The organism is Paenibacillus sp. FSL H8-0261 (assembly GCF_045040645.1).
In the GTDB taxonomy this organism is placed as follows: domain Bacteria; phylum Bacillota; class Bacilli; order Paenibacillales; family Paenibacillaceae; genus Paenibacillus_AQ.
The window spans coordinates 5,967,362-5,985,359 of the sequence record NZ_CP150297.1; the positions used below are offsets into that span (position 1 = coordinate 5,967,362).

The 17,998-nt window shown below is 43.3% G+C and carries 17 protein-coding genes; 3 read left to right on the forward strand and 14 right to left on the reverse strand.

Annotated elements, in window-relative coordinates:
• Positions 1-476: 476 nt before the first annotated feature.
• Positions 477-2,027 carry a glucose-6-phosphate dehydrogenase gene (gene zwf / locus MHI27_RS26460; protein ID WP_076285314.1) on the reverse strand — a complete coding sequence of 517 codons (1,551 nt, stop codon included), beginning with the start codon at positions 2,025-2,027 and terminating at the stop codon, positions 477-479.
• Positions 2,028-2,378: 351 nt separating this feature from the next.
• On the opposite strand from zwf, the gene MHI27_RS26465 reads away from it, so the two are divergent.
• The 3 genes from MHI27_RS26465 to MHI27_RS26475 are packed head-to-tail and all read left to right on the forward strand — an operon-like array spanning position 2,379 to position 6,057.
• Positions 2,379-3,806, forward strand: a complete 1,428-nt coding sequence (locus MHI27_RS26465; RefSeq protein WP_341051697.1) for a spore germination protein — start codon at positions 2,379-2,381, stop codon at positions 3,804-3,806.
• A 32-nt stretch (positions 3,807-3,838) separates the two neighbouring features.
• Complete coding sequence (locus MHI27_RS26470) at positions 3,839-4,933, forward strand: GerAB/ArcD/ProY family transporter (RefSeq protein WP_076285316.1); 1,095 nt, start codon at positions 3,839-3,841, stop codon at positions 4,931-4,933.
• Positions 4,930-6,057, forward strand: a complete 1,128-nt coding sequence (locus MHI27_RS26475; RefSeq protein ID WP_081383017.1) for a Ger(x)C family spore germination protein — start codon at positions 4,930-4,932, stop codon at positions 6,055-6,057. The genes MHI27_RS26470 and MHI27_RS26475 overlap by 4 nt, the downstream gene beginning before the upstream one ends.
• Before the next feature lie 18 nt (positions 6,058-6,075).
• Here MHI27_RS26475 and MHI27_RS26480 read toward each other — a convergent pair whose 3' ends face one another.
• From MHI27_RS26480 to MHI27_RS26540, 13 genes are all read right to left on the reverse strand, one after another.
• Complete coding sequence (locus tag MHI27_RS26480) at positions 6,076-6,888, reverse strand: YwmB family TATA-box binding protein (RefSeq protein WP_405175028.1); 813 nt, start codon at positions 6,886-6,888, stop codon at positions 6,076-6,078.
• Positions 6,889-7,050: 162 nt separating this feature from the next.
• Complete coding sequence (locus tag MHI27_RS26485; RefSeq protein WP_179085807.1) at positions 7,051-7,704, reverse strand: response regulator transcription factor; 654 nt, start codon at positions 7,702-7,704, stop codon at positions 7,051-7,053.
• 18 nt (positions 7,705-7,722) lie between these two features.
• Entirely contained in the window at positions 7,723-8,757 is a 1,035-nt protein-coding gene (locus MHI27_RS26490; protein ID WP_042191761.1) for a sensor histidine kinase, read from the reverse strand.
• A 30-nt stretch (positions 8,758-8,787) separates the two neighbouring features.
• Positions 8,788-9,435: a cell wall-active antibiotics response protein LiaF gene (liaF, locus tag MHI27_RS26495; RefSeq protein ID WP_042191763.1), complete on the reverse strand. Its 648-nt coding sequence runs from the start codon at positions 9,433-9,435 to the stop codon at positions 8,788-8,790.
• A 169-nt stretch (positions 9,436-9,604) separates the two neighbouring features.
• The gene (locus MHI27_RS26500) at positions 9,605-10,309 is read right to left on the reverse strand and encodes a PspA/IM30 family protein (RefSeq protein ID WP_042191765.1); all 705 of its coding nucleotides are present in this window, start codon (positions 10,307-10,309) and stop codon (positions 9,605-9,607) included.
• 3 nt (positions 10,310-10,312) lie between these two features.
• Positions 10,313-10,780, reverse strand: coding sequence for a PspC domain-containing protein (locus MHI27_RS26505; protein WP_042194525.1), 468 nt, complete (start codon positions 10,778-10,780; stop codon positions 10,313-10,315).
• Positions 10,781-10,784: 4 nt separating this feature from the next.
• Positions 10,785-11,462: a PspA/IM30 family protein gene (locus MHI27_RS26510; RefSeq protein WP_042130994.1), complete on the reverse strand. Its 678-nt coding sequence runs from the start codon at positions 11,460-11,462 to the stop codon at positions 10,785-10,787.
• A 44-nt stretch (positions 11,463-11,506) separates the two neighbouring features.
• Positions 11,507-11,809, reverse strand: a complete 303-nt coding sequence (locus MHI27_RS26515; protein WP_042191767.1) for a LiaF transmembrane domain-containing protein — start codon at positions 11,807-11,809, stop codon at positions 11,507-11,509.
• A gap of 227 nt (positions 11,810-12,036) precedes the next feature.
• Positions 12,037-13,062: a sensor histidine kinase gene (locus MHI27_RS26520; RefSeq protein WP_405175029.1), complete on the reverse strand. Its 1,026-nt coding sequence runs from the start codon at positions 13,060-13,062 to the stop codon at positions 12,037-12,039.
• 2 nt (positions 13,063-13,064) lie between these two features.
• Entirely contained in the window at positions 13,065-13,742 is a 678-nt protein-coding gene (locus MHI27_RS26525; RefSeq protein ID WP_405175030.1) for a response regulator transcription factor, read from the reverse strand.
• A gap of 65 nt (positions 13,743-13,807) precedes the next feature.
• The gene (locus tag MHI27_RS26530) at positions 13,808-16,306 is read right to left on the reverse strand and encodes an ABC transporter permease (RefSeq protein WP_405175031.1); all 2,499 of its coding nucleotides are present in this window, start codon (positions 16,304-16,306) and stop codon (positions 13,808-13,810) included.
• Positions 16,306-16,980, reverse strand: coding sequence for an ABC transporter ATP-binding protein (locus MHI27_RS26535; protein ID WP_042191775.1), 675 nt, complete (start codon positions 16,978-16,980; stop codon positions 16,306-16,308). Before MHI27_RS26535 ends, MHI27_RS26530 begins: the two co-directional genes overlap by 1 nt.
• A 184-nt stretch (positions 16,981-17,164) precedes the next feature.
• The gene (locus tag MHI27_RS26540) at positions 17,165-17,992 is read right to left on the reverse strand and encodes a MetQ/NlpA family ABC transporter substrate-binding protein (protein WP_042191777.1); all 828 of its coding nucleotides are present in this window, start codon (positions 17,990-17,992) and stop codon (positions 17,165-17,167) included.
• Positions 17,993-17,998: the final 6 nt, after the last annotated feature.

Sequence of the window (17,998 nt, forward strand, 5' to 3'; positions counted from 1 at the left end):
CGTAAGCTCGACTAAAACATGCATTTTGGAGGATAATGTACGTTCGGTCATCCCAAAGAGGTGTGTGTTAATTGAAAACAGGGCTCCCCATGGCCCCCCGTTGAATATAGGCCCCTCCCTTGATTTCGTTTCACATTTCTCCACAGTCTCTTATAGTAAAATAGTTGTATTTCCTACACTTAAAAGAAGTATTAGCATTTCCAATCGCCTTTAGTTGTATTTAATGCAATTAAAAATTCAAAGTGCTAGCTTTTCGGCCTTATGCGGAGAAAATAGTTGCAGAGAATACACTTAAAAGACTAATTTCCACCCAATATGTGATTTTAATTGTACAAAGTGCAGTTATTTAAAAAATGCTCCTGTCGCCCGAGCGGCATTTGGAGCCAGAGTGGCCTGGGGAGGCTGAGTGTTCTCTAATCTCAGCATTACAAAAATCTCCCTGCATCCTCTGCAGGGAGATAGCATTAAAGCAAAGTTTAGTTATTCTTCAGCCATACTACATTATCTTCTTCCTGACCGTTTACCGGCCACCAATGGAAGCCATCCTGAGCAAGCAATTGATCCGCTTCAACCGGACCCCAAGTGCCAGCAGGATAAGCAGATAGATCACTCGACTCTTCCTTCCAAGCCTTCGCAATACGATCCACGAACGACCATGCCGACGATACCTCATCCCAACGAGTGAAATAAGTGGAATCTCCACGTGCCGCGTCATGAAGCAAACGCTCGTAAGCTTCCGGGGAATTGATTCCAACCAAGCAGCTCTGACAGAAGTCCATAGCTAGTGGTTGAATTTCAGACTCGGAACCCGGCTTCTTGGCATTAATCTTTACATAAATGCCTTCCATTGGGTTCACACGGATAACAAGCAGGTTAGGCTCCAGCGTATGCTTTTGTCCCAAATAAACATTGGTTGGCATTCCCTTGAACTCAACTACCACTTCCGTTGTCTTCACCGGTAGACGTTTACCTGTACGAATATAGAAAGGAACTCCAGCCCAGCGGAAGTTATCTACAAACACACGGGCAGCAAAATACGTCTCAGTACTCGATTCAGGATCAACCTTATCTTCCTGACGATAAGCAGGAAGGGTCTTTCCATTATGCAAGCCTTGAATATACTGTGCTCTCACGACGTTCTCACGAACCTCGTCAGATGTACCATAAGGACGAAGTGAACGAAGTACCTTCACCTTCTCGTCACGAATATCTTCTGCAAGCAGACGGCTTGGTGGTTCCATTGCAATCATAGTCAGCAGTTGCAATATATGATTCTGGCCCATATCCCGTAACGCTCCAGCATGGTCATAATAACCACCACGCTCTTCAACACCTACGGTTTCGCCAAGTGTAATTTGAATATTGGCAATATGCTTATTATTCCAAAGCGGCTCGAAAAAAGCATTTGCAAAACGAATGACTTCAATATTTTGAACCATTTCTTTACCAAGATAATGATCGATCCGGTAGATCTCCTCTTCCTTGAACACCTCACGGATCTGCTCGTTCAGCTGCTCAGCTGATTCCAGATTATATCCAAAAGGCTTCTCGATGACGAGGCGATTCCAACCTGTGCTATCCAGCATGCCGCCAGCCTTAAGGTTGAACGAGACACTGCCGAATAATTCAGGTGCCAGCGCAAGATAGAACATCCGATTGCCCGGAATTCTGAACTTCTCTTCAAGAGCTTCTGTTTGAGCTCTTAATTCACGGAAGCCATCAATATCGTTGATGTCCAGAGATTTGTATTCAAAATGCTGTACAAACTCATTCCATTCATTCTCTTCTCCCGCTTTATAACGGCAGAATTCAAGGATGGATTCCTTCACATCACTTCTAAATTGTTCCTGAGTACGCGGGCGCCGCGCCACGCCAATTACCGCAAAATCATGTGCCAGCTTACCTTCACGGTACAAGCTGTAAATCGCCGGGAAAAGCTTACGCCGGGCTAAATCTCCGGTTGCCCCAAAGATAAAAAAGACAGCACCGGGTGTGTGCAGTGCATCAAGGGTTTGATTTTCAGCCATGGCTCCTCATCTTTCTGTATGTAATATAGTTTATTGACATTCTCAGCGTCGAGAAAACGACGTTATGTCATTTTAGCATATTCCTAAAAAGGATGCTATCAGATTACTGACAAATACTCTCGGGATTTCGCAAATTTCAATTAAAATTTCTTATTACTAATTATACTTCACCTTATAAAACTATCTATATTGACGAAGTGTTTGTACTTTATCCATTAATATAAGTGAATCGTTTTGTTTCCCAAGCTGTGCAGACAAACGCCTATACCAATTAGTTACTTTCATTCAGGAATATTCTGCAAATCATTCGGGAACGTTAAAGGAAAATAACTCGAAAGTCGAGCGCCCTTAATGACTGACCAAACACAGATCTCATTCACTACTGTAGATCAAAACGCCGATTTCATCGAAGCAGCCTTGTTCTATTCAAATGATCTCAAAAAAAGAAGAATATCCTTTAACGGAACTGAAGGAATTCTCTTTTATCTAGAGTCCATGGCAGACATGGAACTGGTTGAGCAGAATGTGATTGCTCCTTTTCACAATAGCAAAAACAAAGAGCTTTCCAAACTATTTACAACGCTCAGCTTCGGTGTGGAAACAGAACTAAATAAAGGCATTCAGGGACTTATTAACGGAGGCTGCCTCTACTTTGTTGAAGGAATATCTGAATTTTATATCCTCTCTACTCCTGCCAAACACGAACGAACTATAACCGAACCTCTGAATGAAGCAGTTATTCGGGGGCCGCATAACGGTTTTATTGAAGATATGACGGTTAACTTATACCTGATCCGTAAACAAATCACCACTCCAAACCTTACTGTTCGCTACTTCACCCTTGGGAAAATCGCTCCCAAAAAGGTAGCTTTAATCTATATGGAGAACCTTGCCAAACCTGAATTAGTAAAAAAAGTAGAATCTAGAATAAAAAAAATCACTCTTGATTCGGTGCTCTCCACCGGCTTTATTCAGGAATTAACGGAGGATAATTCGTACTCTATATTTCCACAACATATCAATACTGAGCGCCCAGACCATACCTCCTTCTACTTGCTGAAAGGATACGTCACAATCCTGCTGGATGGAGATCCCACAGCTCTGATTGTACCTGCCAGCTTCTTCACCTTCTATCAGACGCCGGATGATTATAGCAATCGATGGCTGATTGCTTCCTTTGTCCGTTTTATCCGTCTGATTGGTTTTGTAACAGCATTCCAACTGCCCGCGCTCTATATTGCCACCGTTTCTTTTCACTCCAGCGTCCTTCCCTTGCAATTGTTCTTCACAATTCAAGGTTCACTGACCCGGATCCCATTCCCCCCATTGGTAGAAGCGATGCTGCTTGAACTCATATTTGAACTGCTGCGGGAGGCAGGGCTCCGTCTGCCCAGCCGTGTAGGTCAAACCATTGGGATTGTAGGTGGTTTGGTCATCGGGGATGCCATTGTTAAGGCTGGATTGGTCTCCTACGCAATGATCATCGTAGTAGCATTGACTGCCATATCATCCTTTCTTATCCCTTCTAACGAGATGAGCTCCGCAATCCGATTTATGCGGTTTCCACTTATGGTTGCTGCCTCTTTGTTTGGATATATTGGCATATCATTTGGGTTGACACTTATTTTTGTACATTTGTGTAAGCTTGAATCTTTTGGACAACCTTACCTTACGCCTCTAAGCCCGGTAAATATTCAAAGCTTGAAAGACACCTTTTTGCGCCTTCCGATATGGTCCATCCGCAAGAATACAAGCAAATCAGAGGCAGAAGAAGAATAATCATTTAATCTGAACTGACAGGAGTTATAAGAATGACTCAAAAAGAAAAAATGATAACGAGGGGGCAACTTTTCTGCTTTATGATTCAAGCTCAAATCGGGGTTGGCATTCTGTCTCTTCCCTTCAAGCTTAACGAAGCGGCCAAGGGTGGAGGAGCGCTCTCTGTTTTGATTGCGGGCATCATTACCCAAATTGTTATCATTCTTCTATGGGTTCTGCTGAAAAATTTCCCCGGACTCAACTTATTTACTATATGTTTAAAGCTCGGAGGTCCAATTATCGGTAGAATACTTATAATCGCTTACATCAGTTACTTTGTTCTGCTTGGCTCCAATATTATGTTCAGTGCGGTAGAGGTGCTGCAGAGGTGGATTCTGCAATCCACACCAAGATGGGCTATATTAACCCTCTTTTCGATCATGACTCTCTATTTGGCAAGGGAAAAGCTTACAGTGTTGGCCAGATTCTATACATTGGCAACAGTTCTTTTTGTCCCGCTTATCCTATTTGTCAGCTATGGTTTAACTCAAGCTCATTTTGAATTTATGCTCCCCCTTTTGGAGAACGGATTCTGGAATGTCGTGAAGGGAGCACAGGAATCAACTAAATCTATGTATGGTTTCGAAATGATGATGATCGTCTATCCGCTTTCCGAAGGTACAAATAAACAAAAATTAATGACCATTAGTCTAGCCAGTGGGTTCGTAACCCTGCTCTATGTCTTTGTGGTCTCTACCTGTCTAATGGTATTTAACTCCGAGCAAATCAAAATCATGCCCGAACCCGTCATCTACTTAGTAAAATCTCTTAACTTTTATATCGTGGACCGTGCAGATATCCTATTTCTGCCGATTTGGGCCATCACGCTTGTTTGTTCTATTGTTAGCTACTGTTACGCAGCATCCATTGGACTCAGTGTTTTATTTAGTCGAAAAAGCCATAAACATTTTGCCCCGTTTGTAAAAATCATTACTTTTATGATCGCACTTGCACCTGTAACTCCTGCTGATGTACATCTTTTTGATACAGCTGCTAACTATGCGACCTATGTGTTTATTGCCGGATTATCGATGGTATTGCTGATGATTTCCCTATTTATGAAGAGAAAGCCAGGTGGTCTTGCATGAAGTTTGACATGAAATTCAAGTCGCATTTACTTTTAATTGCCCTTGTTTCCATCTGTCTCACTGGATGTTGGGACCGGGAATATTTGAAAGACCTGCATCTGGCTTATTGTGCAGCAATTGATTATACAGAGAACGGAGAAATCAAAGAAACCATCGAATTAATCATCCCCCCCGATATTGAGCAGAAAGCTACCAAGAATGAAATCCATTCGAGTTTCGGACCGACTGTGCGCAATGCGAGCAATCAATTGCGAAATAAAGTTAGGGGAAACATTAGATTTATTAAATATGGTTTTGAGCTTATGGGAAGGACTACGGCTGAGCGTGGCCTGTACCCTATTCTGGATGTGAATTACAGGGATCCAAGCAATCCAACATCCAACGTTCGGCTAATTATTACGGAAGGAGAAGCTGCCCAAATTCTTGAGCAAAAAAAGGTTGGGGAATTAAAGATCGGGGAATTCATTAAGCAAAAGATCGATAGTCTGGAAGAAATGAGTATTTTTCCAAAAGAGACGGCAGATACCGTGTTCCGCTCCCTGATGGATCCAGGGCATGACTTTGCTCTTCCATATCTAGGCAGAGATGAGGGCGATATAATCACGAAAGGGGTGGCTCTCTTTCATGACCAGAATTACAGCGGAATGTTGAACCCCGATCAGTCAATCATGATGGTTCTGCTGATGGGACAACAGGGAAAAAATGCCCGCTTCACTAAGAAACTTGATTTGGGACATTCCGATGATATTCGGAATTTCATTACCATTAATGTCGGTTCAAAAAAAATAAAGCGAAAATTCAAGGTATCCGTTTCTGCTGATGAAAGCATTGATGTGAATTTGGGCTTAGAGCTGCAAGCCGTCGTAGAAGAGTTTACGGATGTACTCGACGAAAAAGAACTTAAAAAAGTCAATCAAGATCTTTCGGATTTGCTTACAAAGGAAGCCAAGACAGTTGTTAATGAAATCCAAAAGGCAAACTGTGATATCTTTGGTGTAGGAAGAAAACTTATTGCTTATCATCACAATGTCTGGAGCAACAAAAATTGGTCTGAGGATTACCGGAAAGTAAAATTCCATACCAAGGTTGATGTTAAAATTGTAAGTACGGGCATTCTACAATAGATCCTTGATTGGTCTTTTTCAATATTCTATTGTTATTAATGGTAATCCAATCGTAACGCGGCTGCTGCCCTCTTTTGCATCCTGATGAATAGCTGTCTGTAGAACTACCTCGTGGTTTCCGCTGATTACGGAATGCAACAATGCTGATGTACTATAAGTATGGCTGGCTGTTGTTTCGTCTTCGTAGCTTTCCTGTACTTTAAGATCGGGCAGCTGTGCGTACATATTCTGCTCCGTTAACAATAGAGCCTTCTGAGGGTCCTCCTGCTCCTTCGCAGCACCCTGAAGTGAGGTGTTCCATTCCGCTGCGATTCCGATCTTCCGAAGTTTCGCGCCAGCTTCTTCTGCTTCAGCTTGCAGATCCGGAGTATTTAACAAATCAGGTGTCTCCAGGGTTACAATCACATAACTACGTCCGTTTCCCAGCTCACTCCAGAACATAGTGGTTTGCAAACCGGCTCTGTCGGCAGCCGAACGGTAAGTAAGATGTTCCCCCCCGTCTTCCCGGCTTGTTTCTCCCAACCCAAGATCATCGGATAGGTTAGTTGCAGTGACACCAGCCTCTAGACCATCACCATTGAATTCTCCCTGCCATTTTAAAACTAATCGAAGAGGGGAGCCGGGTACTGTAACACTTTTACCAAGGGAGGTCAGGAGAGGAAGTGACTTTTTCAATTGGGCGATCTGACTGCTCTCTTTTTCACCTTCGCCCCGAAAACCTGCCAAAAGTAACGCAGTACAGCATAGAATCAATACCAGCAACATTCCTTTAATACCACTTTTTCGGCCTGCACCGTGTCTCTTCCCCTTACTTTCTTCCACATACCCCACAATCCAACACCCTCTCAATCCGGTCTATTAATCTACTAAACAGGATGTCCGCTTTACAAGATTTTATACGGAGACAAGTATTTTCATATACTCGTGCACACAAAAAAACCAGCCCTTCTTACTCTGGCCAGTTCTTGTACTCACACCAATTGGGATATCCAATTATTCAGCTAGTCCATTTTTATATGCATAAATTGCTGCTTGGGTCCGGTCTTCCACACCTAGCTTCGCGAGAATATTCGTTACATGAAATTTCACAGTCTTGATCCCAATAATTAGTTGGTCCGCGATATCCTGATTTGATTTACCTTGCGCCAGCAGACGTAATACTTCCATCTCGCGCTCCGTAAGCTCTTTATAAGCAGGGGATTCACCCTTTGCATTGTTTCGAAAACGATTCATCATTTTAGAGGCGACCTGTGACTCCAGTACAGACTGGCCTCTTGCCGCAGCGCGTATGGCATCTGCCACTTCACTAGCTCGTGAGGTCTTTAGTAGATAACTGAACGCACCTGCTTCAATCACCGGATACATTTTTTCATCATCCAGATAACTTGTCAACACAATAACTTTGATTTCGGGATACTGCTTCATTAAGTGTTTGGTCGTTTCAATCCCATCCATCCCATCCATTACGAGATCCATCAGGACTACATCCGGATTGTACTCTTGTGCCAGGCGGATACCTTCCTCACCACTTCCAGCTTCCCCTACGACTTCAATTCCGTCTTCAGTACCTAGAACAGCAGCTAGTCCGATCCGTACCATTTCATGATCATCTACAAGCAATACCTTAATGGCTTCCTCCATCTCCATGGTCACTCTTTCCTCCTATTATTCATTGACTAACGGAACGGTAATTTCAATCCGCATTCCTTTACCCGGAGCGGTAATAAACTGAATGGAACCTCCGATTTCATTCATCCGCTCCTGCATATTCGACAAACCGTAGGAAGTTTGTTTACTATCATCCAATTCAAAACCAATCCCATCATCACGGAGCGTCAAACGAACTGTATCTCCTCGCCGATGCAGCCTGATTTCCATCTTTTCTGCTTTCGCATGACGAAGCGTATTGGAGATTGCCTCCTGCACAATACGGAATAAGTGATTCTCTACCCCTTTTAGCAATTGTACATCAGGGTCCATCTCAAACACGATTTCAATCGGAACCTTAACCTTAAGTTCCTTGATCAACTCCTGCAGCCCCTGCTCTAATCCCTTACCTTCCAAATAAACAGGTCTTAAATGAAGCAATAGTGCTCTCATCTCTGATTGGGCTACAGCAGACATTTCTTCGATAAGTGCAATTTGCCGTTGCGCCTTGTCAAAATCCTTCTCCAGCGTCCGGCCTACAGCCGTGGCGGTCATAGAGATCGCGAACAACTGCTGTGAGACTGCATCATGCAATTCACGCGCAAGCCGCTGGCGCTCTTCCATAATAGCAGATACTCGTGCTTGCTCCGCGAGCTTCGCGTTATTTGTAGACAATCGCTGCAGTGTTGTCACTTGGTTTTCCCATTTTCCACTAATTCGGCCTAATTGTTCTCCGAGCCTTCCCAGCTCATCGTCACCCAAGTCAGGCATAGATAGCGTTAAGTTTCCCTTCTCCCACAATACGAGAGTTTCTCTCAGGCGTTCCAACTTTCGCTTTACTCGGAAGCTCTGATAGAAACCAAAGCCAACCCCGAACCCCATGGGCAGCAGAATTAGAGTAAATGCCGTGCGTAATCCAATCATCCAGCTTTCAAAAGGCTTTAAATAGCCATATGTATACATGGTGTACAATATCACAAGCAGCATGACAAAAGAGAACAGAGCCCCCTCACCCATACTGCGTGACATCATATTTTTGTTCTTTTTATCCATACGGGGACCCTCCCTTCTGTATCAAACTAATCAGGATAATCGCACATCCAAATCTCCCATCAAATAAGACACACTAAACTTTACCTTATATTCACTGCTCTCATAGTTAGGGGACTTCCAATTCAGACGGTTTAGCATACCAGTATCGCGCCCATTACCGAATTCAATCGATCCAAAAAGCACAAAGGCTTCTATTTCTACACCATAATCATCTGACAATTGAATGTCCATATCACCAAAGATTCCTTGAAACAGCATAACCGTTTCCTTTTGCTCCGCCATAGCCAGTGAAAGATCAAGATCGGCCTCTCCAAGGATATGCCATGAGCTGAGGCTATGCATCACCCAGGGTGAGCGATCCCAGTCAAATCTAGACGAAAAGTTTTGCTTCTGCATAAACCCTTCCTTACGCTGAACTCTTTTGGATTTAGTAAAAAACATCCCCAATGAAATCAAACAAATCCCCAGCACGAGCACCAAATGATCCAGCAAAAGTAATATAGCGCCAATCCCGAGCAGCTTATAACCCTGCTTCACTTTTCCTGACGTCGTGCGGTAGACCCCTAGGAACAGGAATAGAAGCGCGACAATGGAGAAAAAGCCGAGCCATCTACCAAAAATCATCATGCAGCCAACACCGATCAGTCCGATGGCAATCAAACGGTTTCGTTTATCCATTTCGCACCTCCCAAAAGTTTTGCGTAGCAAAACTAACTTTGTAAGCAAAACTACAACCATCAATATATTATAGCCAGCCGCTACAAAAGCCATATCGGTATGGAGATCCATACCGTATGGCTTCTTCTTGTCCAGCATATCATATCTACTTAAGTTTTAGGAACAGGATTTATTCTTCTTTTTTGTTTAAAGAAGGAGCAGCCGGTGTATCATTCAGCTTGCTTCTCAGTGCAGCCAGTTGCTCATCCACTTTCAGTTGCTTCTCAACATCGACTGGTTTAGTGTAGGCAGCGGATGGGCTGTAAGGTGCACGCATTACATCTGCTTCTGCTTCAAGCTGCATAATCTTCTCTTCCATCCGGTGGAATCCGAGTGACGCACTGCCACTTTCGATGGAATGTACGCTGCTGATTTGCGTCATTTGTTTCTTCGCTTTAGCCATTTGAGCACGGGATACGAGCTCGTTACGCTTGTTGCGCAACTTGTAGAATTCATCCTTCATATCATGCAGCTGCCCAACCAATTCCTTCGCTTGCACTTCAGCTTGAGCATGAAGATCGCTGTATTCCGCTTGTTTTTGATCGAAGTAGATTTTTTCTTCCAACAGCTTGCGAGTCACTTCTTCTTGGCCGTTTTTCAGTGCCAATTCAGCTTGTGCTCCACGTTGTGCGGACATTTTTGCTGCTTCTTCCACGCGTTGTTTCATGCGGCGTTCGTTCGCCATTTGCTTGGCAACTGTAACTTCTGCTTCGTGGATTTCAGCCTCCATATCGCGCAGATATTGGTTAAGCATTACGATTGGGTCCTCTACCTTATCCAACAAGTCATTTACCGACGCCTTAGTCATATCTTTAATTCTTTGAAATACTCCCATGATTTACAATTCCCCTTTCTCATATTTAGACAGTTTTTGTTTGAGTTCTTCTACTTCTTTTTGCAAAGCCTTCTTCTCGATATCCTTCATCATCGCATCCAAACCGGAATCCGGAGCTGAATATGCGTTGTTCTTCTCAAAATTAGGATTGTAGTTAGGTTGGCGTCCATAAGGTCCATGTCCGCCATTAGCATGCGGTCCGTGTCCATGTTCCGGTCTACCTGAGTAAGGACCATCGAATGGGCCACCCGGTGCACCAGGGCCTGGTCCGAAAGGATTATAATGCGTAGGCTCCTTCGGAATGACCAGCGCTGCAATGAAGTACACTGGAATCACGGCACCTCCTGTAAACGGAATGCTGACCAGTAACAGAATCCGGAATAGCGTGGAATCAATACCGAGTGTCTCAGATAATCCACCTGCAAGACCCGTCATCACTTTATCTCTAGTTGAACGATATAATCGACTCATAGCGCTACTCCTTTCCACCATTGTTCAGTTTCTCCTTTAAGCGAGCCATTTCTCTTTCGAGTACGGTTGCTACAGTCTCACCTGCTTGCACCGCATATTCCTGTCCCATGCGACGCACATCGCGCAAGCTCTTCGCTTCTAATTCCCAATCTGACATCCGATCTTCCAGACGTCCGAACATTTTGGGAACATCACCGCCGTTACCATAAGCACTTGCTCTTTGGTTCATACGTTGCTGTAGTCTCAGCGACTCCATCCGTGCCGCGTAATACTGACGTTTGCTGTACACTGTCTGATACTCTATTTTCAGCTCATTCAGCTGTCCTTCAAGTTCAAACAAGGATTGCTTACTTTGTTCAAGTAGCCCGCTGTACTGCTCCAACTTTTCCTCGTGAATGATCTTTTCTTGCAAAGCCAGCTTTGCCAGATGATCTTCGCCCGCTTTTAATGCGAGTAACGCCTGTTCCTCACGTTTATTTCTCATGGCAGTCGCTTGATTCACTTGCTGCTGCAATTGCTTCGTATGGGAAGCGTATTGCTGATACAGTCTTTCAGCTTCACTGATTTCCTCGCGAGTTGAATGTAGAAATTGATCAATTAGCTTCACAGGATCTTGACTTTGCTCTAGACGTTCATTTAGATTAGCTACTGTAATATCCCTCATGCGACGAAAAACACTCATAATCTCCTGCTCCCTCCCTGCTTCTTGTTTAAGTACAATTCTTCTTAATAAGTACCATTTCTTCTACCCTTTAAAGCTGACACTCCCCATACGATCAACGCCACACCTAGCAGTGGTCCGATGATCCAGGAAAGCTTCGCGATCAAGGTCATAACACCAATGAACATTAGTACCCAACCGATAACCTTGCGTCCACTCTTAATCCCATAGTACCCGAGAACAACCAGCAATACTGGGAACAGTAGTCTGAAAATACCGTGAATCAGAGGAAGCGCTAAACCGAGTAGCATTACCGCACCAATCACAATCAGCACAACCGCCAATCCGTTTCCTTGTCTTCTTTGCATTATTTTCTCACCGCCTTTCGTTGTCCTTAACCTTATAGCCTTATTCTAGAGCAATTCGCAGACTTTCAAAACAGACCAACGACGGTTTTTGGTACTGGACCTTAGTCGAGGTAGCTGTGCGACTGCAGACCACTATAGGGCTAGCAAAGCACTTTTCCTCAATGAAATAGCGACTTTAATGAGAAAAACCCCCAATTTAGGGGGCTAAGCTTCGAGTACATTCAGAATCAGCGTAACGGCAAAAATATAGAAAAAACACTGCCTTTACTTAACTCCGATCTCACTTTTATATATCCACCCTGCTCGGTCACAATTTTACGGGCTAAATAAAGGCCTATACCAACACCTTCTGTTCCATTACAACCCGCTCCCCGGTAAAATCGTTTAAAGATGTCATTAATCTCAGTGACAGGAATTCCTATTCCACCATCAGCAATATCAATCCTTGCAAAAAGATCATATCTGCGAATCGTAATTCTAACACTGCAGGACCCGAGCGTATATTTCAGAGCATTATCGATGATGTTATAGATAGCTTCTCCCGTCCACTTGGGATCATGTTGCAGCGTAATCTCCTGATCCATTTCCAGTAAGATCTCTATATTCTTTTGCTCGGCTGCTGGAAATGCCTGTTTGATGGCTGACAGCACAGTATTCTCAAGATTATGCTTCTCCGCAGCATGAAGCTCTATAATACCGGATTCGAGCCGTGATAACTTGATCAGATTCTCCATAAGCCAAGACAGCTTCTCAATCTGACTACCCATATGGCGGGTAAATTCACTGCGTGTTTCAGCGGGGAGCCCTTCATCCATAAGAAGACTGTTATACATCCCTAAATTGGCTAAAGGGGTCTTCAGTTGATGAGAGATATCAGAGATCAATGTTTTGACTTCATGACTCTCTTCACGGTAGCGCTGCTTCTGCGAAGACAACAGCTCAGATAATTGAATTACCTGATGCTGTAATTTAGAGAGGAGTGTATCCTCCTGCACCGGGAACATCTGAGTCATTTGTCCATTAATAAGATCTTGAATCAATCCCGACAATGAAGATAGCGTGTTTAGCATTTCTTTACGAAGCGCGAGCACAAAGCTTATAAACAGCAGAGCCATCACGCTAATAAACACCACGCATCCAATAACTACATGCTTCTCAGGCATATAATAGATAAGCATAGATACAAACAACACAACGACTACTGCCAAAAGGGTGAACGAGCTCCAAATAATTTTTCTAAAAGGGTTCTTCATCCTTACTCTCCCCATGTGTAGCCAATGCCGAATACGGTTTTAATGTATTGACAATCTTTAGGATCATCCTCAATTTTGGCCCGTAGCCTACGAATATTTACGCTTAGCGTATTCTCATCCACGAAATTACCTTCTATATCCCATAGCTTCTCCAGCATTAACCTCCGAGTAAGAACCTGGCCGCTATTCTCGGTTAAGATAGCAAGGAGACGATACTCATTGGTGGTTAGTTTTATCTCTTGTCCATATTTGTAAACCTTCATTTTGGCTGAGTTAATTGTAATATCCTTGTATTGAAACAGCTCTAAGCCCTCATCAGTGCCTGTTCGTCGAAGAACAGCCTTAACACGCTGCAAAAGTACGACCATGCTAAATGGCTTCGCAATATAATCATCAGCTCCTAGCCCAAATCCAGCTACCATATCCTGCTCAGTATCGTTGGCAGTTAGAAATATAACCGGAATGGAACTCGTTCGCCGAATTTCCTGGCACAGTGCAAGACCACTCCCATCTGGGAGGTTAATGTCCAAAAGGACCAGACTGATGGTCTGATCCTGAATTCTAGAAGCCGCCTCCTGAAAAGAATAGGCCTGAATAATATTATAGTTTTCTTTTGCAAGCATGAACTTCAGCCCCTCGTTTAAGAGACGGTCATCCTCTACAATTAGAATGGTTGTCATTAAACTCACCTCTATACTTATCATTCTAACAAGCATAGGAAGGCTACGCTGTTAATTAATTAGCTCTATTCCATTTGCCGCAGACGTTCCACAATGCTGTCCTTTTTGATTTGCTTATAAGCAATAAGCGGAACACTCAGGCAAACCGCAAAAACGAGTACAATCGCAATAGAAAGCGGAAGGGTTGGGAAGCTAAATACTGCATAAGTAGCCTCTTGGCTGAACAGGCTATAAGCACCGTAACTGATTAATGTGCCTATTGTTGAGATTAGCAGTGTCGATATGATCGCATAACCTGCCCCTTCAAACAGCAACAGCTTTCTCATCTGCTTAGAGGTCATCCCGATACTCTCCATCACTGCGAACTCCAGCTTCCGAGCTACAACCCCTGTATACATAATATTAACGTAATTCAAAATTCCAATCAGCGCTAGAATGAGCGCAATTCCGCCACCCATAATGTAAAAGGTTAGCTTAGCCGATTCCATGAACTTTTCCATATACAGCTTCGACTCCAGCTTCAGCTCACCATCTCCGCCGATGAGTCCTTCCAATTGATCGGTAATCGGCTTCCAGTCTTTTGGGTCTGCATTAATATATACTTTACTTATAAGTGGGTCATTCATGAGTTTCTCCATAGCAGTATGGCTAATGTATACATTCGGAGCTACAAAGTGTGACGACTCTAGAGAGCTGAAATCAGCAAGCCCTCCAATTTCGAAAGATTGTGCTGCATCGCTATTTATAGGACTAATTTGAAAGTTATCTCCAATCTTAATACCTCCGAGATTAAAATTGTCCAGCAAGGCAATCTCACCCTTTTCAAAACGTTCCATATCCACAGTGATTCCTAATTTTTCTTCCATCTTCTTAACCTGATCTGCATCTACCCCAATAACATGGGTCATTGAGAACATGCTTTGAGGCTCAGCCAATTGATCATCGGTAGGGCGATCTGTGTGATATGATTTTGCGAATTCATCCACATACTTACTGAACACCTCAGGATCATACTTGATCTGACCTATCCCAGTATAAGCTTTAAAGACCTCTTTTACTCCCTTTATATCCTGAATTTCCTTGATCATATCCCCTGTAATCTTGGCTTTCTCTTCCCCCTCAAATCCAAAGGACATCGTTTGATTAGACAGCGTGAAATCGTTATCCATGTATTCAGCAATAAAATGATCTGTACTCATACTAAGCACAAGTGTATTGATCACCAGAAAAGTTGTCAGTCCCAGAAATAAAGAGAGAAACACAACCATCGCCCGTTTTTTCACTCTAAAAATATTACGCCAAGCCAGTCGGTGCAGCTTAGATCCGCCAGTTCCCCGCTTCGTCTTAGCTTTAACCATCGTCCCTGTATATCTCACCGCTTCTATTGGAGAAACTTTGCCAGCGATAGAGGCAGGTTTGATAGCGCTAAACATGGTGGTCAACCAAGCAAACAACGCAGCTCCAATAAAGATTAACGGGTGAAAAGAAATCACCACGCCCGTATCCAAATCCATTGTACTCATAGCAAGCGGCACCATTACGAAGGAAGTCACAGCTCCTGCGGCAAGTCCCAGTGGGATAGCGATAAGTGCTAACCGTGAAGCCTGTGCCCTAACTATTTTTTTAATCTGCCGTTGTGTAGTTCCTAGCGTTCTAAGCAGTCCGTAGAACCTTGTATCCCGTGAGACAGAAATATAAAGCACATTATAAATCAATAAATATCCGCTCAACATAACAAATAATATAATTCCAGCGTAACCAATCAAAGTTGCTGTTCTATCCGAAGAGGTAGACGATTGGTTAGAGACAGGTTCAAGCTTTTGATTTTTTCCCAAAGGAATATCCTGTTGCAAACGTGAGATAAGTCCATCCGTATTTTTCTCATTAAATAGAATAGTGGCATTTTTGGGATTCTTAAGATCTACGCCATGAGCTGTAGCAAAAGCCCCCGATACCAGCATAGCTCCAGAATTTCCGGTACGAACATGACTGTAATCGGTAAACCATCCACTTAGTACGAAATTGCTACTTTGCTGAGATTTCACCCCATCACGGGTAAAAGAGTAAGTTAACGGCAAGCTCATACCAATCTGTGGATCATCCATCCCCATTGACTGTAATATCCATAAAGGAACGGCGATTTCATTTTCCTTATCTGGATAAGTTCCCTTTAGACCATCGATCACTGGCTTACGCATCTCTGTCCATTCTGTAGAGTCATACCAGAGCAGAGCTAAATTAAGATCTCCTATTTCTGGCATATTGATCACATTACCTACTCTGGACTGGAGTCCGATGGTCTTAATATAGGAGAGTTCCTTTAACTTGTTCATTTGTTGTTCTGACGGGGAGGTTAAGTAGACATCAGCCATGGTTCCGTTTATTTTCAATTGCTGCATTTCGAAGGTCTTATAGTTGCTCAGTCCAATACTAAAAAAAGAAGTAATGAGCCAGGTAGTAAGCACGATGGCCAGAATCACAAAACGATTTCGGGTCCGATTGGCTTTCAGGCTTCTGCTCGTCAGCTTTTTAACAATGGGCTTATTACTGTTTGGAAACATCATCACAATGCCCCTCCAGTAATTTTACCGTCCTCTATCCGGATGGTCCGGTCTGCAAGCTGAGCAATCTCTTCATTATGAGTAATCATTAGAATCGTCTGATTAAACTGTCTGCTTGTTACTTTGAGTAAACCAATGACCTCCTGGCTAGTGATGCTGTCCAAGTTCCCTGTAGGTTCATCTGCTAGGATAATGGAAGGTTTAGCTGCCAAGGCCCGTGCGATGGCTACCCTTTGCTGCTGACCGCCTGAAAGCTGACCAGGGAGGTTGTCCAATTTTTGCGAAAGACCTAACGTATTCACAATATGATCCACGAAATCCTTGTCTATTTTGTTTCCATCCAGCTCTATGGGCAACACAATATTCTCGTATACATTAAGAATCGGCACTAGATTATAGTTCTGAAACACAAATCCGATCTTTCTTCTTCTAAATACCGTCAACTCATCATCCTTCATCCCAAAAATATTTTTACCATCTATGATCACCTGACCTTCTGTCGCCCGATCAAGCCCGCCTAGCATATGTAAGAGCGTTGATTTGCCACTTCCTGAAGTCCCGACAATCGCTATAAATTCACCGTTGTGTACCTCTACATTAATACCATCCAGTGCCTTGACCAGGTTAGTCCCCTTACCGTAATGTTTTGTGAGATTAATTGCACTGAGTACAGACATATTTCCCATCTCCATTCCGCTTTGTTATTCTACAACCCATTATATAGAGCAGTTCTTACATTCTAGTGACACACCAAAATATCCCCACAAAGCGGGGCCTCCCAATACATACTTTCTGATATGTAAAAAAAGACTTGCCCATAATGGACAAGTCTCGTTGAATTACTAATCTAACTATTTAAGCTTATTTAAAAGCAGGCAACGCGATATCCGCATAGTTATCTTCAAGGAATTTCTTCACTTCTGGTCCGCTAATCCGTTTAGCTAGCTTCTGAATCGCATCAGAGTCCTTGTTGTCTTCACGCGCAACCAAGGTGATCGTGAATTCAGAATCCGCGCCTTCAGTAATCAGTGCATCTTTCTTTGGTGTCAATCCAAGCGGGCTGGCATAAGCCGGAGTCATTGCCACTAGATCTCCATCATCCAGCATACGGGCCAACATCAATAGATCTACTTCCTCAAACTTAAAGTTTTTTGGATTCTCAGTAATGTCTGCTTGTGTAGCCTTGATGCCTACACCTTCTTTTAGCTTAATCAAATCAGCTGCAGCGAACATTTGTAAAGAACGGCCGATATTTGAAGGGTCATTAGCCATTACTAGTGTTGCGCCTTCCGGCAGATCCGCAACATTCTTGTAACGTTTCGAGTATCCACCGTAAATAGCGTCATAGACAGGCTGTACCTCTACTAGATTGGAGCCTTTGCTTTCATTAAATTGCTTCATATAAGGAACATGTTGGAAAAAGTTAGCGTCTACCTCTTTATTCGCCAAAGCCTCATTAGGCTGCACATTGTCAGACAGCACAACGATTTCAAGATCAATGCCATCTTCCTTCAGAAGTGGCTTCACAATATCCAGAATTTCCGTCATTGGTGGAATCAATGTAGCAATCTTTAATTTCGTTAGCTCATCGCTACCTTTTGCAGAATTGTTCTCGGCTGCTTTATTAGAGCCACAACCCGCTACGACCAATACCATTAACATAAGCACAACTATCATTGATTTTTTCATTACTAC